Below are 16,199 nucleotides of genomic sequence, written 5' to 3'. Positions count from 1 at the left end.
GAGCAGGGTGGTGACGCGGTCGGCAGCCGGTTCCGGCAACGACGTCGCCTCGGCCGGGAGGTGCGGGTCGGCTCCGGCGGTCCGCGTCGCGTCCGCCGTCGTCACCCCTTCACCGCCCCGGTCAGGCCGCCGACGATCCGGCGCTGGAAGATCGTGAAGAACACGAGCGCGGGGATCATCGACATCGACGTGAACGCGAGCACCTTGGCCGTGTCGACGGAGTACTGCGACGAGAACGCCTGCACCCCGAGCGGCAGGGTGTAGCTGCCCTCGTTGTTGAGGATGAACAGCGGCAGGATGTAGCTGTTCCAGCTCGCGATGAACGCCAGGATCCCGACGGTCACGACGCCCGGCAGGGACAGCGGCACGATCATCCGGAAGAAGAACCCGAGCCGGCTGGCGCCGTCGATCGACGCGGCCTCCTCGAGCTCGTCCGGGATCGCCCGCAGGAACGGCACCAGGATGATGACGGTCGTCGGCAGGGCGAAGGCGATCTGCGGCAGGATCACGCCGGCCAGGCTGTTCGTGAGACCGAGGTCCTTCACGAGCAGGTACAGCGGGGTGATCGCGACGGTGATCGGGAACATCAGGCCGGCGGCGAACAGGGCGTACAGCGCGCCGCGGCCGGCGAACCGGTAGCGGGCGAGCACGAAGCTCACCATCAGCCCGAGCACGACGACCCCGGCGGTGGTGGTGACGGCGCTGATCGTCGAGTTGCCGAGCTGCTGCCAGAAGATGCCGCTGGACAGCACCGAGCCGTAGTTGCCGAACTGGAACGGTGCGGGCAGACCGGCGGGACTCGTGGTGATCTGCGAGTTCGTCCGGAAGCCGCCCAGCACGATGTAGAGCACCGGGGCGAGGTTCGCGGCGACGAACAGGATCGCGACGACGTAGGTCAGCGGGTTGGCGCGACCGAGCGCCGCACTGGAACGACGCTCACGCGCGCCCCGCCGCCCGGGGGCGACGATGCTCGTGGTGGCCATCAGTTCTTCCTCTCGGTGAGTGCACCGGCGGTGTCCCGGCGGAGCACGAAGCGCTGGTAGATGAGGGCGACGGCGAGCGAGATGATGAACATCACGACGGCGACGGCACTGCCGAAGCCGAAGTTGCCGGAGGTCCGGCCGTTCGCCACCATGTACGTCGCCATCGTCGAGGTCCCCGCGGTCGAGGCGATGTACTGCCCCCAGATGATGTAGACGAGGTCGAACAGCTGGAGCGACCCGATGATCGACAGGAACGCCCAGATGCGGATCGTCGGTCCGAGCAGCGGCAGCGTGATGCGGCGCTGGATCTGCCAGTAGCTCGCGCCGTCGATCGCCGCGGCCTCGAAGAGCTCCTCGGGGATGCTCTGCAGCCCGGCGAGGAACAGGATCACCGCGAAGCCGATGTACTTCCACGAGATGATCACGAGGAGCGTCCAGATGGCGATGTCCGGGTTGGACAGCCAGTCGGCGCGGAGCCCGCCGAGCCCCATCCCCTGCAGCAGGTCGTTCACGGCGCCGTTGGACTGGAGCATGAGGCTCCAGCCGGTGCCGACGATGACCTCGGAGATGACGTACGGCACGAAGACGAGCACGCGGACCAGGCCGCGTCCGTGCATCTTCTGGTTGAGCAGCAGCGCGAGCACGATCGCGATGGGCCCCTGCAGGACCAGCGACATCACGACGATGAAGCCGTTGTGCATCAGGACGGACTGGAACGCCTTGTCCTGGAAGATGATGACGTAGTTCTGGAGCCCGACGAAGTCGGTCGGCGGGCCGTAGCCCTGCCACTTGTAGAACCCGTAGTAGGCGGCCATGCCGACGGGCAGGATCACGAACGTCACGAAGACGATGACCGCGGGTCCGGCGAGGACGGCGATCTCGACGCGCTTGCGCCAGTCCGCGATGCGGCGCGTGGACCGCCGCCCGGCGGGAGCGGCGCACCGCTCCCCGTCGGAGACGTCCCCGCGGCCGTGTCCGACCCGGTGGTCGGAGTCGTGCCGAGGGAGGTGTCGATGGTCATGCTCAGCCCTTGGACGCAGCCTGGTTGGTGGTCGAGACGATGTCCTTCGCGTCGCCCTTGCCCGCGAGCAGGTCGACGACGCTGGTGTTCAGCGCGTTGCCGACGTTCTGGCCGTAGAGGGTGTCGAGGTACTGCGAGACGAACGGGGCCTCCTGGTAGGCGGCGAGCGCCGTCTTCAGGTAGTCCGCGTCGACGACGGCCTGCGCGTCCTTGTTCACGGGGATCGCGTTGAAGGCCTTGTAGTACGCCTCCTGGTTGTCCTTCTGCACGATGAAGTTGAGGAAGTCCGTGCAGGCCTTCTTCGGGGCCTTCGCCGAGCAGGAGTTGCCGTCGACGCCGCCCATCATCGACTTCGGGTCACCCTTGCCACCGTCGATCGTGGGGAACGGGAACCAGCCGAGGTCGGCCAGCGGCTTGCCGTCCGGGGTCAGCGACGCGATCACGCCCGGGTCCCACGCACCCATGAGCTCCATGGCGGCCTTGTGGTTGGCGAGGAGACCGGCGGAGCTGCCGGCGCCCTGCTGCGCCGCGGTGGTGAGGAAGCCGTTGTTGAAGGGCTTCGTCTTGTTGAAGTCCTCGAGCTGCTCGCCCGCCTTGGTCCAGCACGGGTTGTCGAACTTCAGCGACTTCGCGGCACCCTCGAGCGTCTTCTGGCTGCACTCGCGGAGCGCGAAGTTGTAGTACCAGTGCGCGGCGGGCCAGGCGTCCTTCGCGCCGACGGCAACCGGGTCGACCCCGGAGGCCTTCAGCTTCGTGATGGCGTCGTTGAGCTCGTCCATCGTGGTCGGGGTGCCCTCGATGCCGGCCTTCTGGAACAGGTCCTTCGAGTACCAGATGCCCTCGGGGAGCACGGCGCCCGGCATGGCGTAGGTCTTGCCGTCCTTCTCGTAGCCGGCGAACGTGCCGGCGCTGATGGACTGCTTCGCGTCGGCGCTGATGGAGCCGGAGATGTCCATGAGCTGCCCCGCGGCGATCATCGCGTCCATCTTGCCGCCGCCTCGCTGCAGGAAGATGTCGGGTCCGTCGCCGGAGTTGAGGGCGGTCTGGAGCTTGCCGTCCAGGTCCTCGTTCTGGATCGCCTGGGTCTTGATGGTGACGTCCGGGTACTTCTTCTCGAACGCCTTGACCGTCGAGGCCCAGTAGGCCTTGCCCGGTCCGGTGGTGGAGTTGTGCCAGAAGGTCATCGTGACCTTCCCGCCGTCGCCGCCGCCGGCGGCATCGCTGCCCGCCGAGCAGCCTGCGGCCACCAGTGCTGTCGCCCCGATCAGCGCGATGGCTGCCGCGGCACGGATCTTCCTCGTCATCGTGGAACTCCTCGGTGTCGTCGTTGACATGCAGCGACATCGACTGCCGCTGCGGAGAGCGTGCCAGGTGCTCCACAGCGTTGTCAATCGATATCGATAACGTTTTCTTTACCAAGTTCGGTTGGACCACAGCGGTACGGTGTGCACATGGACACGGCACTCGGAGCGCGTCCCGGTGCCGGCCGGGTGACCATCTCCGACGTCGCGCGCGCCGCCGGCGTCTCGATACCGACGGTGTCGAAGGTGATCAACCAGCGCGACGGGGTCGCCCCCGCGACGATGCTCCGCGTGCAGCAGGTCGTCGAGGAGCTCGGCTACGAGACCTCTCTCGTCGCCCGCAGTCTCCGGAGTTCGCGCACCGGCGTCGTCGGCATCCTCGTGCCCGAGTTCGAACCGTTCTCGACCGAGCTCCTGCGGGGCATCTCGAGCGCCACGACCGGCACCGGCTACGAGCTGCTGGCCTACGCCGGCCTGATGACCGGCGCCGACCAGCCCGGGTGGGAGCGGCGTTCGCTGTCCCGCCTGTCCGGCACGCTCATCGACGGGGCGATCGTCGTCACCCCGACCACCGCGCTGTCCAGCTCGTCGATCCCGGTCGTCGCGATCGACCCGCACACCGGCCCCGAGGGCCACGCCACGGTCGACGCCGACAACGAGGGCGGGGCCGTCGACGCCGTCGAGCACCTCGTCGCCCTCGGGCACACCCGGATCGCGCACGTGCACGGTCGCGCCGACCTCGCCTCCGCCCAGCTGCGCGAGGCCGGGTACCGCCGCGCCCTCGCTGCCCGCCGGCATCACCGTCGACGAACGGCTCGTCCGGGACGGCGGCTACCAGGAGGACCAGTCCGCCGCCGTCGCACACGAGCTGCTGACGCTGCCCGACCGGCCGACGGCGGTGTTCGCGGCGAACGACTCGTCGGCGTTCGGGGTGCTGCGTGCCGCCACGGCGCTCGGGCTCCGCGTGCCGGAGGACCTGTCGGTGATCGGCTTCGACGACGTCCCGCAGGCGTCCACGACCACGCCGCCGCTGACCACCGTCGCCCAGCCGCTCGCCGAGCTCGGGTCGCGAGCGGTCGAGATGCTGCTCACGATGCTGCGCGGCGAACCCGCCTCGGCGCACGTGCGCCTGCCGACGACCCTGCGGGTGCGGCAGAGCACGGGCCCGGCACCCACGACCACCGCCTGACGCAGCACCCACGACAGGGCGGACGTCGGCCGGTACCGGCCGCGGTCAGCGCCGCAGCGTCTGCTTCGGGTACTCGCCGAACCGCTCGGCGTACGACGCCGAGAACCGTCCGAGGTGCGCGAACCCCCACCGCCGCGCGACGTCCCCGACGGCACCGACCTGCGGGTCGAGCTCGAGCAGCTCCGCGCGGACGTGGTCGAGCCGGACGTGCCGCAGGTACGTCAGCGGCGACACGTCGAACACCCGCCGGAAGGACTCCTGCACGGACCGGATGCTCAGCCCGGACGCCTCGGACAGCTCGGCGACGGTCACGGGTTCGGCGGCGTGGTCGTGGACGTACTGCACGGCGGCGCGGAGCCGGCCGTTCCGCGGGTGGCCGAGCACGGCCGGCAGGTCGTCGAGACGGGGCGGGAAGGCGTCGAGGAAGACCTCGGCAGCCAGCGTCTTCGCGCTGTGCCAGGCGGTCGACTCCGGCCCACCGACCCGCAGTGACCGAGCGAGCGCGGTGAGGACTCCCTGCCAGCGCCGCGCAGCGTCGGCATCGGGGATCCGGCGGTCGTCGAACCGCAGGGGCTGTTCGACGGCGTCGAGCCGGGCCGCGGCGACCCGCCCGACGAACCCGCGGTCGAGGTGCACGAGTCGGTGGTCGTGGTCGGCCGTCCAGAACGTGTACGCGTGGTCGGGCGGCAGCAGCAGGGGCGTCTCGAGCGGCAGCGGGTACCGCTCCCCAGGCGCTCGACCTCGGCAGAACCGGCACCGATCCAGGCGACGACGTAGTCGCCACCGGGCGGGACGGTCCCGTGCAGCGAGCCGTGGAACTGCGCGCGTCGGATCGTCACCTCGGTGTCACCGAGCGCCGTGTAGCGGTAGTCGAAGGCCTCGTCGGTCGGCCGGGCCACCCAGTCGTCCCCGCCGTACAGGCCGTTGAGGTCCCGCACGGCGTCGTCGGGACGGCTGCCGGAGACCTCGAACCGAACCGTCGCCGGTGCGCCGGATGCGTCGGTGTCGTCGATCAGCGGATCCACCACGGGGACCTCCGATCGGTCCCGGATGTCCGGATCACGACATTCCCCTCGTTATCTGGATACGCTGGCGGGGTGAGCGCGGCGTATCGTTGCGCGGAACCGATCCGCACCGAGGGGGCGACCACGTGAGCGAGATCGACCTGACGGCTGCCATCACCCGCCTGGAGGCGGCGATGGGGGCGCTGCGGGGTCGGCTGCGCGAGCGACTCGGCGTGTCCGGCACGGACCTGACGGTCCTGCAGTTCGTGGCGCGTGCCGAGGCGGCCCAGCGGAAGGTCCGGGTGAAGGACCTGGCGTCGCACCTGGGGCTGAGCGGACCGGCGGTGACGGGGACGGTCGACCGACTGGAACGGGCGGGCCACCTGTGCCGCGTCCCGAACCCGGACGACGGACGGAGCCGGTTCATCGAGCTGACGCCGGAGACCCAGCGCGCGTACGCCTCGGCGATGGACAGCACGAACGAACACCTGCACGAGCTCCTGTCCTCCTTCTCTGATCGCGAGACCGCCAAGTACGTCAAGGTGATCGACCGCGTCGTGACAGCGCTCGAGCACGGCGCCCCGACTCCCTGACGGCAGGCTACGGGCGGCTCGGACGCATTCCGGGTCGTTTGTCCAACAAGCGCAGTTAGGTAACTTCCCTATCTATCTTGCCGGACGGACCGCACTCTCGTCCGTACGTTCTCCTCCGGAGGTCCCCGATCGGGGGCACCAGGACGACGAGGAGGAATCATGGGCAACTACGAATCCCAGCAGGGCGTCGACCCGGTCCGCATCGAGACGTTCCGCCGGATGCGCAAGCGCTGGAAGTTCGGCGAGCTGCAGGACGGTGCCGGCCTGTACGAGGACTTCTTCACCGACACGGACCGCGACCCGCGTCGACGGTGAGCTGACGGCCTGGAGGCCCGGCTCGCGACCGTCAGGTCCGCTGCGGCACCAGGGACACCGAGTTCGGCCCCACGGTCGCCGTGGCGAGGTCGACCCGGGCCAGGCCACCGGGCGCCAACCCGTCGGCGATCGTCAGGCGGAGCGCGGTCTCGGTGTACCGGCCAGTCGACGCACGAGCGTCGACCGCCTCTGCCGGAGCGGTGTCCTCCTGTACGTTCACGCGCAGGGACAGCACGCCCGGCAGGCCGCGCAGGACCGTCGCGAGGGCGGTCACGAGCGGACCTCCCACGGTCGTCGTGATCGTGGTGCCGAGTGATCCGACCACCGCGAACAACCGCGTCGTCAGGGTCCCCACCACGGCCTGCGTCAGCGGGTTGACCAGCGACGTCGCGAGCCCCGTGACGACCCCGAGCAGCCCGCCGAGCGGCAGCCCGAGCAGGTCGACGCCGACGGACAGCTTCGTCCGTCCCGCCACGAGGGCGGCCACGCCGGTGTCGACGCCCACCGAGAGCTTCGCGATCGTGACTCGTGCGCCGAGGAGTGGGGCGCTGAGGTCGGCAGCCATGGCGATCCGCAGCTGGATCGTGCCGAGCGCGGTCGTCAGTGCGGTGGTGACCTTGGACGCCCACGCGTCGACCACCTGACCGAGGCGGTCCGCGATGGCGTTCAGGGTGACGGCGTCGAGGACGACCTCGTGGTTCGCCGGCAGGTCGTTGAGCCCGTGCTCGTCGTCCCCGAGCAGGTGGGCGAGGTCCACCCGGATCGTGCCGGCGGAGAGGTCGAGGGCGAGCGTCCCGCCGGGGTCCTGCAGCGGTTCCGTCAGGAGCGGTGCCACCGCTCGGCCGAGGTCCGGTCCGGTGAGGACGACGGTGCCGCCGACGGTACCGAGCCCGAGGCTGCCGGTGAGTCCGCCGAGCACGCCGAGGATCCCCTGGTTGATCGTCCGCGCGAGCACGCCGTCGCTCCCGCCGAGGGCGGCCACCGTCGCGTCGAGCTGGGCCACGGTGTCGTCGACCGCGGTGACGAGCGCACCGACCAGTGGGCTGCCGACGCGCAGGTCGAGGCTCGCGATCCCGTAGTCGCGCTCGACGCCCGTGGTCCCGGCGTCGGCGGCCTGCTGCACCGCGGCCCGCAGGTTCGTCCGGAGCGTCTGCTGCACGATGCCGCCCCACACGTCCTCCTGCAGGGCGTCGCACCCGGCCAGCCGCGCGTTCGCACCGACGGCACCGATGTCGAGCCCGACGTCGGTGACGTCCGCGATGCCCGGCAGCGCCCGACCGAGGGTGATGGACGCCGGGTCCGGCAGGTTGCTCGTCGGGGTCGTGTCGGTGACGAGCACCCCGCCGGAGTCGGCGACGAGCCCCGATGCTGCGACGGCGTCGCCGGTCCCCGCGACCGTCGCGACCTGGTTGACGGCGCCCGCGGAGCCCGCCGGCAGTCCGACGCCGAGGCCCGTCAGGTCGATGCCGACCAGGTCCCCGAGCAGCCCGACGTCGAGCGGGTTGCCGAACGCCTGCGCGTACGGCTGGACGGTGCCGAGCTCCGGCGCCCCGGCCGGTTCGACCGCGGCGGGCGCCGAACCGGTCTTGGCGACGTCGACACCACGCACGGTGGCGAGCGCGTCGAGGTCGACACCGGCCAGGCTGCCGCCGAGGAACCGGCTCGACGCCGTCGCCGTGTACCCGGCGTCGGTCCCGCAGTCGAAGGACGACGTCCCGAGGTCCCCCGCGACGTACTCGCGGTCGGTCCAGGACGCGGTGCTCGGGACGGTGGAGGGCGCGACGAGCACCGCGGCGAGGACGATGCCCGTCGCGACGGCGATCCGTGACCGGGGTGTCACGCGCGGCCCTCCCGGTCGTTCCGGCGCAGGCGCAGCGCGGTGCCCGCGAGGACGGCGGCGACCGCGACGAGCACGGGTCCGGCGAACCCGCCGCCGGTGAACGCGAGCACGGCGGGCAGCGCCGACGCCTCTGCCGGCGAGGGTACGGCGTCGCGGCTCCGCGCCGTGACGCCGATGCCGAGCCGACCGTCGCGGGCGACGGCTCCGGGCGGGACGGCGGGCGCGGGCGCGGAGCGGGACGACCGGACGAGCAGGTACACGGTGCCGTCGCCGTCCGCATCCGGGATCCGCACCACGGGGCTCGACGCCGACCAGTCGTCCGCCGGGGTCGCCGACACCAGGGCGACGGCGCCGACCGGACACGAGGGACCACCGGTCGTGGTCGTCCACTCGCGGTCGCAGGACGACACCGCGACGCGGAGCCCACCGGGTGCGCGGGCGAGGGCACCGTCCTTCCGGACCTCCAGGTCGAGCGTGACCGGTTCCGGGTGCCCGTCCTCCGCGGTCTCGACGTCGGTCCGGACCTGCCACACCGTCTCGGTGACGTCGGCGGCCCCGGGCAGGGAGAGCGGCTCCGGACCGGTGTACAGCACGAGGCGACCCGGTGCGCCGGTCTCGGGCACGGGCCTCCAGTCGGTCGCCGCCACCGCCACCGCGGTCGTGCCGAGACCGACGCACCCGGCGACCAGCGCGGCCAGGCCGGCGAGGGCTGCGAGGCGGCGGCTCACGACGCGTCCTGCCGACGGCGCTCCGGCCAGAACGCCCAGGCGACCAAGCCGCCGACGACCGCCACGCCGAGGCCGCGCGCGACGGGGCTCGTCGTCGCCACGAGCACCGAGCCGAGCCCGGGTGCGTGTGCGAGGACGAGGCCGGCCGTCCGGACGACGTACGGGTCGCGGTCGTCCGTCGCGTTGTCGTCCCCGCGGAGGGTGAGCGAGCGCGCGTCGGCGGCGCCGGGGACCCGCTCGACGGCGACCACGCGGTGGGTGACCGGCAACGGAGATCCCGGTCGGGGGCACCGTGACGACGTCACCCTGGCGGAGGTCGGACGCGGGGACCTCGTGGGTGATCGCGAGACCACCCGCCGGGATCGTCGGTGCCATCGAACCGGTCGTGACCACGACGAACGACAGTCCGGTGAGCGCGATCGCCACCCCACCCGAGCAGGCAGGCGAGTCCGACGGCGCCCGCGACGGTCACGACGACCGTGCGGACCCGGTCGACGAGACGGCGGGGCGGCGCCGCGTCCGTGGGGCCGGACGGCGACGCGGAGGTGCCGTGCACCGCGCCGTCAGTCGGACTCGGCGGCGAACTGCCACGCCGGCGCGGCGGTGCGTCCCTGCAGGGCGTCGACCGAGGTCCCCGCCGGCAGGGTCGGCGCCTCCGGCAGCGACACCTCGAAGCAGTACCGCTGCGTCGACGCCCCGTCGGCCGCCAACCGCTGGGTGGCCGTCGCGGCCGTGGTGCCGAGCGGCCCGTCGGCGATCACGTCGGCCGGGGTGGCGAACGCGCTCGCGTCGCACGCCGCCGTCGTGCCGGTCACGCTGGCGACCCGCACCCGGAGCGCGTCCCAGAGCGTGTCGTCGGCATCGGTCACGCTGACGCCGTCCGCGGGCACGGCAGCGCGGAGGGCCACGTCGCCGGCGATCGAGTCGGCCGCGGTGCGCAGGGCGACGGGGGCGTAGGTCGCGGTGCCGGGCGAGAGGGCGAGGGCGTCGACCGTGAACCGGAGCGCCTGACCCGGGTTCGTCTCGTCCGAGGTGAACCCGGCGGCGGCGAACGGGGCGGTGACGTTCTGCTCGACTTCGAAGCCCGAAGTGCCGACACCTCCCCCCCCGCCGGAGCCGTCGCCGCCGAACACCCACTCGGTGTCCGTCCACGATGCGAGCGTGTAGCCGAGGCCGCCCACGACGAGGGCACCTCCGGCTGCGAGTGCGAATGCCTTCGTGCGCCGCCGGGCGCGCACGACGGTCCTGGTGTCGGCCATCGACGAGTCTCCTGATCCGTGCCGCCGCCTGGTGGGCGGACGGTCCGGGGTGGTTGGTCCCGGACCGTCCGCGTGCGACGTTCCCCCGATCCTGGTCGATCAACCCTGAGGGGTCAACAAGGGAGTCACCCCTTGACAGCCCCCGAGGTGAGGCCCGACACGATCGACCGGCGGAAGACCAGCACCAGGATCACGATCGGCACCGTCGCGGCCACGCTCGCGGCGAAGATCTGCGCGAAGGGCACCGTGAACTGCGTGCCGAACAGCGCGATGCCCACCGGGATCGTCCGGAAGGAGTTCTCGCTGTTGAACGTCAGCGCCATCAGGAACTCGCTCCACGACGCGGTGAAGGTGAACACCCCGACCGTGAAGAGCCCGGGCTTCGCCATCGGCAGGATCACGCTGAGCACCGTCCGCCAGGCTCCCGCGCCGTCGATCTCGGACGCTTCCTCGATCGTCGACGGGATCCCGACCAGGTAGTTCCGCATGATCCAGATGGCGAACGGCAGGTTGAACGCCACGTACGGCACGATCAGACCCGGGTACGAGTTGAGCAGCCCCAGGTTGCGTTCGAGCAGGTACAGCGGCGTCAGGACCGCGATCGCCGGGAACACCGACAGCATCAGCAGCGAGGTCATGATCGCCGTGCGGCCCCGGATGAACCGGCCGGCCAGCGCGTACCCGGCGAGGAACGCCAACGCGAGCACGATCACCGTCGTGGACACCGACACGATGACGCTGTTCACCATGTACTGCCCGAGCGCGTTGTCGCGGAAGGCCACCACGAAGTTGTCGAAGGTGAACGCCTGCGGGAACGCGGTGGGCGGCGACTGCCCGATCTCGGACGCCGGCTTGAGCGACGTCGACACCAGCCAGTACAGCGGCAGCGCGGTGAGCACGGCGATGACGACACCGCTGACGTTGACGGTATTGACCCACTTGCGCCAGCCCTTGCGCACACGTTGACGGGGCATCAGTCGTCCCCTCCCTTCGCCTGGTTCCGGAAGGCCCGGAGGAACAGCAGACACCCGGCCGCCACGATGACCGCGGTGGAGGTCGCGATCGCAGCACCCGGACCGATGTTGATGTCCTGGAAGAGCACCTTGTAGCCCATGATCGCGAGCGACTGGGTGGCGGTGCCCGGGCCGCCGTTCGTCAGCACGAACGGCAGGTCGAAGACGCCGAACGCCTGCAGGATGCGGAACAGCACCGCGATCGTCAGGGTCGGGGTGAGCTGCGGCAGCACCACGCGCCAGAACGTCTGCCAGGTGCTGGCGCCGTCGAGCTCGGCGGCCTCGTAGTGGTCCTCGGAGATCTGCACGAGCCCGGCGAGCAGGATGATCGCGACGAACGGCGTCGTCTTCCAGATGTCCGCGACCATCAGCCCGGTAATCGCGGGGACCGGTTCGCCGAGGATCACCGGGGCGTCCCCGAACAGGCCGAAGAACCACGTCGCGACACCGTACGTGCTGTCGTAGATGTACTTCCACAGCTGCGCGTTCACGATGGTGACGAGCGACCACGGGATGAGCATGAGCGCGAGCATCCAGCCGCGGGTGGCCCCGAGCCGCTCGAGCACCAGGGCGACGAGCATGCCGAGCACCAGCTCGACCGAGACCGTCACCACCGTGTAGAGCACCGTGAAGCCGAGCGCCCGGTACCAGTCGGCGCTCTGCAGCAGGGCCGCGTAGTTGTCGAGCCCGAACGACTGGATCGTGAAGCCCTCGTAGCCGACCTCGACGTCCGCGAAGCTCAGGACGATCGAGTACACCACCGGGAAGATCGTGACCGCCGCCACGACCAGGAGCGCCGGGGCCGCGAAGCCCCACGCACCCCGTGCGCGGATGCGGTCGAGACGCGACCGCCCGGTCAGGCGAGGCGGCGGATCGACCCGACCCGCGCCTCCAGGCCTGGTCTGCTGCCGCGTCGCGGTGTCGGCGCTCACAGCGCTTCGCCCTTCAGGGCCAGCGAGATGGCGGAGGCCATCGTGCTGGTGCCGCCGTCCACCGAGGCCTGGCCGCCGAGGATGCTGTTCCCGTTCTGGTAAACGCCCTGCGACACCTTCGGGTAGTACGCCGTCGAGGTCGGGCGGGGCACGAGCGTGATGCCGGCGGCCGTGTCGTACGTCGGGCGCTTCTGGGACTTCGCGTCCGCGCTGACGAGGCTCGCGGACCGGGCCGGCAGGACCCCGCCCTCGCGGGTGAGGAACTGCTGCGCGGTCTCGCTCGACATCCAGCTCGCGAAGGTCAGCGCCGCCGCCGGCTCCTGCGTGTGCGGGTTGATGTAGTTCCCCCACCCGCCGATCGTCGAGTGGTGCTCGTCCATGCCGTCGAACGTCGGCCGTGGTGCCAGTCCGACCTTGCCGGCGACCCGGCTGTCCGGTCCGTTCGCGATCCCCCAGGCGCAGGACCAGTTCCGGAGGAACGCGGCGCGGCCGCCGGAGAAGGCGTCGTTCGTGTCCTGCTCCTGGTACGTCAGGGTCGCCCGCGGGCTCGCCCCGTCGGTGATGAGGGAGCGCATGAACTCGAACGCGCGCTTCGTCTCCGAGCTCGTGGTCTCGGGCTTCGTCAGGTCGTCGTTGAGGAGCGAGCCGCCGGCGTCGGCGACGAACTCGGTGACGTTGCAGGTCAGTCCCTCGTACACGTCGCCCTGGAACGCGAACCCGTACGACACGTCTCCGGTGTCGACGAGCTTCGCGGCGGTCTCGCGTACTTCCTCCCACGACTTCGGCACCTGCAGGGAGTGCTTCGCGAGCAGGTCCTTGCGGTACAGGAAGAACGACTCGTCGATGTAGAGCGGGAACATGTAGTACGTCCCGTCGACACTCGCCGCCTGCCGGAGGCCCTCCGGGAACTGCTCGAAGAAGTCCTCGCCGACGAGCTGGTTCACCGGCGTCGCGAGCTTGTTCTTCGCGAACTGCCCGGGCCAGGCGACGTCGCCGAGGTACACGTCCGGCGTGCTGCTGCCGGCGGCGATCTGCGTCGTCAGGCTCGTCCGGTTCGTGTCGGTGTCGCTCGGGGCGCTGACGATCCGGACCCGGATGTTCGGGTGCTCCTTCTGGAACTCGGCGATGAGCTTCCGCCGCAGGTCCCCGCCGTCCTTCGAGGCGACCTGGCCGGCCCACCAGCTGATGGTGACCTCGCCCTCTGGTGGGTCCGTGGGCCGGTTCTCCACGGTGGTGCGTTCCGGGCGGGTGGAGCAGCCGGCGAGCAGCAGCACCCCGCGCCTCCGAGCAGGAAGAGCCTGCGGTCGATTGCCATCCGTCCTCCTCGACGTGTGGTGCTGCGATCCTGTGCGTCCACACAACCAAACGGAGGCTGAGTGCCCCGGTGGGCGCGCAGCGCCGCGTGGGCGCGCAGTGCCGCGATCTTCGCGCTGAGCGACAGTTCACGGGTTCGCGGGCCCGTGAACTGTCGCCCAGCCCGAAACGGGGCGGACGGGAGGCGCGGGGCGGGGCCGCCACGCGCCTCCCGGCCGTCAGGGGGTCGGGGCGGGACCCGTCGACTCGGCCGTCCGGAGCGTGCAGGGCAGGAGGAAGTGCGGCAGGTCGTCGGACGTGCCGTCGAGCTGCTCGATGAGCGCGTCCGCCGCTCGCGTGCCGAGCTCCGGGCCGGGGGCGACCATCGTGGACAGCCGTGGGGAGTGCTGGTCGGCGTTCGCCTCGGACGACGCGATGCTGAGCACCGAGACGTCCTGCGGCACCCGGCGACCGGCCGCGTGCAGGCCGACGAGCAGCCCGGCCGCGGAGTCGTCCTTCATGACGAGCACCGCGCTGACGCCCGGGTCCGCCTCGAGCAGGTCGCTCGCCGCGTTCCGGCCGCCGTCGCTGCCCGGCCCCGCGGTGACGATCGTCCCGGTGGTGCCGCGGTCGAGCATCGCCTGCCGGAAGGTGTCGTGGACGCGGAGGTGCGGCGCGTAGCCGGCCATCGGGGTGCCCTCGAGGTCCTCGAGGACCAGGCCGAACCGACGGTGCCCGAGCACCTCGAGGTGATCGAGGCTGTCCTCGATCGTGGTCTCGAAGTCGATGTCGACGTACGGCAGCCCACTGCTGTCGCGGGTGCGCCCGATCAGGGTGAAGGGGACGCCGAGGTCGGTCAGCAGCGGCGACGCGGGGGTCGTCCATCCGCACCTCCATCAGGATGACGCCGTCGACGAGGCCGCCCGAGACGAGGTCGTCGAGGTCGTCGCCGGCCGGGTCGACGGGCCAGAGCACGAGGTGGTACCCGCGCTCCGACGCACGCTTGGCCGCGCTCATGAAGAACTGCGAGGTGGTCGGGCTGAAGCGGTTGCCGGTGGTCGGGAAGAGCAGCGCGATGATCCGGGTCCGGCGACTCGCCAGCGCCCGCGCGACGACGTTGCCGCGGAACTTGAGCTCGCGCATGGCGGCGGTCACCCGGGCCGTCGTCGCGGGGGTGACGTACTTCGTGCCGTTCACGACGAAGGACACCGTGGCGATCGAGACGCCCGCTCGGTCGGCGACCTGCTGCATCGTGGCCATGCCGGTCAGCCTAGCTTCCAGCGGGCACCCAGCGTGTGAGAAAAGCGCTTTACAGGTGAAGCGCTTTCTGTTAGCTTCTCGCCCCAAGAGCACAGCGACGATGACGTCAGCGGCCTCGTCGATGCGTGCCTGTCCCAGCATCCGTCAAGAGAAGAGCTCTGCAATGAAGCACAAGTTCACTTCCCCGTCGCGTCGGACGCGTGCACTCGTCGGCGCCGTCGCCGTCGTCGCCACGATCCCCCTGGTCCTGTCCGGCTGCTCCGGCTCCGGTTCGGCCTCGACCGACTCGAAGACCCTCACGATCGAGGACTACTACGACGCGAACTACAACCCGGTCTACAAGCAGTGCGCCGCCACCATCGGCGCGAAGCTCGACATCAACCACGTCGCCGGCGCCGGCCTGATCGCGAAGGTGCTGCAGCAGGCATCGTCGAAGACGCTGCCCGACGTGCTCATGCTCGACAACCCCGACGTCCAGCAGATCGCCTCGTCCGGCGCCCTGTCCGACCTGTCGGCGTACGGCCTGGACGCCGACGGCGACGTCCCCGGCGTGAAGGCGGCGAGCACCTACAAGGGCAAGCTCTACGGCCTGCAGTCGAACACGAACTCCATCGCGCTCTACTACAACAAGAAGCTGCTGGCGGACGCCGGCGTCCAGCCGCCCAAGACGTGGGACGAGCTCAAGACCGCCGCGAAGACGCTCACCAAGGGCTCGACCTACGGCTTCGCGATGAGCAACATCAACACCTACGAGGGCACCTGGCAGTTCCTGCCGTTCTTCTGGTCGAACGGTGGTGACGAGAAGAACATCGCCACCGCGGACGCCACCCAGGCGCTGCAGCTTCGTCGAGGACCTGCAGGACGACGGCTCGATGTCGAAGAGCTCGATCAACTGGGCCCAGGCGGACGTCAACAACCAGTTCCTGGCCGGCAAGGCCGCGATGATGTTCAACGGCCCCTGGCAGCTGCCGGCGCTCAACGAGAAGAAGGGCCTCGAGTTCGACAGCGTGCCGATCCCGACGCGCACCGGCGAGGCCACGGTCGCACCGCTCGGCGGCGAGGCGTTCACCGTCCCGCAGACCGGCGACAAGGACAAGATGCAGCTCGCCGGCAAGTTCGTCGGCTGCCTCCACACGCAGAAGATGCAGAAGGTCCTGTCGGAGGTGAGCGGCAACGTGCCGACCAACCTCGAGGCCGGCGAGGCGTGGGCGAAGGACCACCCGCAGGTCGCGTCCTTCGTGACCACGGTGCAGACGGCTCGCGCCCGCACCGGTGAGCTCGGACCGGAATGGCCCAAGGCCGCCACGAAGATCTACACCGCCGTCCAGCTCGCCCTCACCGGCAAGGCCAGCCCCGAGGCAGCGCTCAAGCAGGCGCAGTCGCAGGAGCAGTAGTCAGTCGCACGAGCAGTGGGAGCCGGCCGACCGGTCGGCTCCCACCCGCGTGGAGGAAAGGACCCCGGCGTGAG

The 16,199-nt window shown here is 70.8% G+C and carries 15 protein-coding genes and 4 pseudogenes; 6 read left to right on the top strand and 13 right to left on the bottom strand.

The genetic code is table 11. The features are described from left to right. Nucleotides 1–101 precede the first annotated feature (101 nt). The 3 genes from ACZ8AI_RS18840 to ACZ8AI_RS18830 all read right to left on the bottom strand — a co-directional run bounded on the left by ACZ8AI_RS18840 (nt 102) and on the right by ACZ8AI_RS18830 (nt 3,308). Entirely contained in the window at nt 102–983 is an 882-nt protein-coding gene (locus ACZ8AI_RS18840) for a carbohydrate ABC transporter permease (RefSeq protein WP_464859424.1), read from the bottom strand. Beyond that, on the bottom strand, nt 983–1,888 hold the full coding sequence (locus ACZ8AI_RS18835; protein WP_464859471.1) for a carbohydrate ABC transporter permease: 906 nt from the start codon (nt 1,886–1,888) through the stop codon (nt 983–985). Before ACZ8AI_RS18835 ends, ACZ8AI_RS18840 begins: the two co-directional genes overlap by 1 nt. A gap of 118 nt (nt 1,889–2,006) precedes the next feature. Next, on the bottom strand, nt 2,007–3,308 hold the full coding sequence (locus ACZ8AI_RS18830; RefSeq protein WP_464859423.1) for an ABC transporter substrate-binding protein: 1,302 nt from the start codon (nt 3,306–3,308) through the stop codon (nt 2,007–2,009). A gap of 147 nt (nt 3,309–3,455) precedes the next feature. Here ACZ8AI_RS18830 and ACZ8AI_RS18825 point away from each other — a divergent pair. After that, nucleotides 3,456–4,494 (top strand): annotated as a pseudogene (locus ACZ8AI_RS18825) (LacI family DNA-binding transcriptional regulator). 45 nt (nt 4,495–4,539) lie between these two features. On the opposite strand, the gene ACZ8AI_RS18820 reads toward ACZ8AI_RS18825, so the two are convergent. Beyond that, on the bottom strand, nt 4,540–5,130 hold the full coding sequence (locus ACZ8AI_RS18820; protein ID WP_464859422.1) for a helix-turn-helix transcriptional regulator: 591 nt from the start codon (nt 5,128–5,130) through the stop codon (nt 4,540–4,542). A gap of 514 nt (nt 5,131–5,644) precedes the next feature. Here ACZ8AI_RS18820 and ACZ8AI_RS18815 point away from each other — a divergent pair. Together ACZ8AI_RS18815 and ACZ8AI_RS18810 are read left to right on the top strand one after the other, a co-directional pair. Continuing rightward, on the top strand, nt 5,645–6,091 hold the full coding sequence (locus ACZ8AI_RS18815) for a MarR family winged helix-turn-helix transcriptional regulator (RefSeq protein ID WP_139199962.1): 447 nt from the start codon (nt 5,645–5,647) through the stop codon (nt 6,089–6,091). 159 nt (nt 6,092–6,250) lie between these two features. Then, complete coding sequence (locus tag ACZ8AI_RS18810; protein WP_175477517.1) at nt 6,251–6,406, top strand: hypothetical protein; 156 nt, start codon at nt 6,251–6,253, stop codon at nt 6,404–6,406. 31 nt (nt 6,407–6,437) lie between these two features. Here the strand turns inward: ACZ8AI_RS18810 and ACZ8AI_RS18805 are convergent, their stop codons facing one another. From ACZ8AI_RS18805 to ACZ8AI_RS18765, 9 genes and pseudogenes are all read right to left on the bottom strand, one after another. Further along, nucleotides 6,438–8,246, bottom strand: a complete 1,809-nt coding sequence (locus tag ACZ8AI_RS18805) for a choice-of-anchor G family protein (RefSeq protein WP_464859421.1) — start codon at nt 8,244–8,246, stop codon at nt 6,438–6,440. Further along, nucleotides 8,243–8,974: a hypothetical protein gene (locus tag ACZ8AI_RS18800; protein ID WP_464859420.1), complete on the bottom strand. Its 732-nt coding sequence runs from the start codon at nt 8,972–8,974 to the stop codon at nt 8,243–8,245. Before ACZ8AI_RS18800 ends, ACZ8AI_RS18805 begins: the two co-directional genes overlap by 4 nt. Continuing rightward, the gene (locus ACZ8AI_RS18795; protein ID WP_464859419.1) at nt 8,971–9,225 is read right to left on the bottom strand and encodes a hypothetical protein; all 255 of its coding nucleotides are present in this window, start codon (nt 9,223–9,225) and stop codon (nt 8,971–8,973) included. Before ACZ8AI_RS18795 ends, ACZ8AI_RS18800 begins: the two co-directional genes overlap by 4 nt. Before the next feature lie 312 nt (nt 9,226–9,537). Then, on the bottom strand, nt 9,538–10,233 hold the full coding sequence (locus ACZ8AI_RS18790) for a SipW-dependent-type signal peptide-containing protein (protein ID WP_464859418.1): 696 nt from the start codon (nt 10,231–10,233) through the stop codon (nt 9,538–9,540). Nucleotides 10,234–10,358: 125 nt separating this feature from the next. Beyond that, nucleotides 10,359–11,207 carry a carbohydrate ABC transporter permease gene (locus ACZ8AI_RS18785; RefSeq protein WP_464859417.1) on the bottom strand — a complete coding sequence of 283 codons (849 nt, stop codon included), beginning with the start codon at nt 11,205–11,207 and terminating at the stop codon, nt 10,359–10,361. After that, a complete protein-coding gene (locus tag ACZ8AI_RS18780; RefSeq protein ID WP_301567034.1) occupies nt 11,207–12,178 on the bottom strand; it encodes a carbohydrate ABC transporter permease in 972 nt (323 codons plus the stop codon). Before ACZ8AI_RS18780 ends, ACZ8AI_RS18785 begins: the two co-directional genes overlap by 1 nt. Further along, nucleotides 12,175–13,452 carry an ABC transporter substrate-binding protein gene (locus ACZ8AI_RS18775; RefSeq protein WP_464859416.1) on the bottom strand — a complete coding sequence of 426 codons (1,278 nt, stop codon included), beginning with the start codon at nt 13,450–13,452 and terminating at the stop codon, nt 12,175–12,177. Before ACZ8AI_RS18775 ends, ACZ8AI_RS18780 begins: the two co-directional genes overlap by 4 nt. A gap of 258 nt (nt 13,453–13,710) precedes the next feature. Then, nucleotides 13,711–14,259: a substrate-binding domain-containing protein gene (locus ACZ8AI_RS18770; RefSeq protein WP_464859470.1), complete on the bottom strand. Its 549-nt coding sequence runs from the start codon at nt 14,257–14,259 to the stop codon at nt 13,711–13,713. 388 nt (nt 14,260–14,647) lie between these two features. Beyond that, nucleotides 14,648–14,722, bottom strand: a pseudogene (locus ACZ8AI_RS18765) (LacI family DNA-binding transcriptional regulator); the annotation flags it as partial. A gap of 7 nt (nt 14,723–14,729) precedes the next feature. Between ACZ8AI_RS18765 and ACZ8AI_RS18760 the strand changes: the two are divergent. The 3 genes and pseudogenes from ACZ8AI_RS18760 to ACZ8AI_RS18750 all read left to right on the top strand — a co-directional run. Next, nucleotides 14,730–15,482, top strand: a pseudogene (locus ACZ8AI_RS18760) (ABC transporter substrate-binding protein); the annotation flags it as partial. 121 nt (nt 15,483–15,603) lie between these two features. Then, nucleotides 15,604–15,900 (top strand): annotated as a pseudogene (locus tag ACZ8AI_RS18755) (extracellular solute-binding protein); the annotation flags it as partial. Nucleotides 15,901–15,969: 69 nt separating this feature from the next. Continuing rightward, a complete protein-coding gene (locus ACZ8AI_RS18750) occupies nt 15,970–16,125 on the top strand; it encodes a hypothetical protein (protein ID WP_464859482.1) in 156 nt (51 codons plus the stop codon). Nucleotides 16,126–16,199: the final 74 nt, after the last annotated feature.

The sequence above is a fragment of the Curtobacterium sp. AC273 genome, assembly GCF_979253735.1.
This window is presented reverse-complemented; position numbering and strand designations above follow the sequence as displayed.

What these genes read in the sequence shown, in the direction of transcription:
- ACZ8AI_RS18830 (WP_464859423.1), bottom strand. Translation starts at nt 3,308, where the DNA reads ATGACGAGGAAGATCCGTGCCGCGGCAGCCATCGCGCTGATCGGGGCG.
- ACZ8AI_RS18810 (WP_175477517.1), top strand. Translation starts at nt 6,251, where the DNA reads ATGGGCAACTACGAATCCCAGCAGGGCGTCGACCCGGTCCGCATCGAG.
- ACZ8AI_RS18790 (WP_464859418.1), bottom strand. Translation starts at nt 10,233, where the DNA reads ATGGCCGACACCAGGACCGTCGTGCGCGCCCGGCGGCGCACGAAGGCA.
- ACZ8AI_RS18785 (WP_464859417.1), bottom strand. Translation starts at nt 11,207, where the DNA reads ATGCCCCGTCAACGTGTGCGCAAGGGCTGGCGCAAGTGGGTCAATACC.
- ACZ8AI_RS18840 (WP_464859424.1), bottom strand. Translation starts at nt 983, where the DNA reads ATGGCCACCACGAGCATCGTCGCCCCCGGGCGGCGGGGCGCGCGTGAG.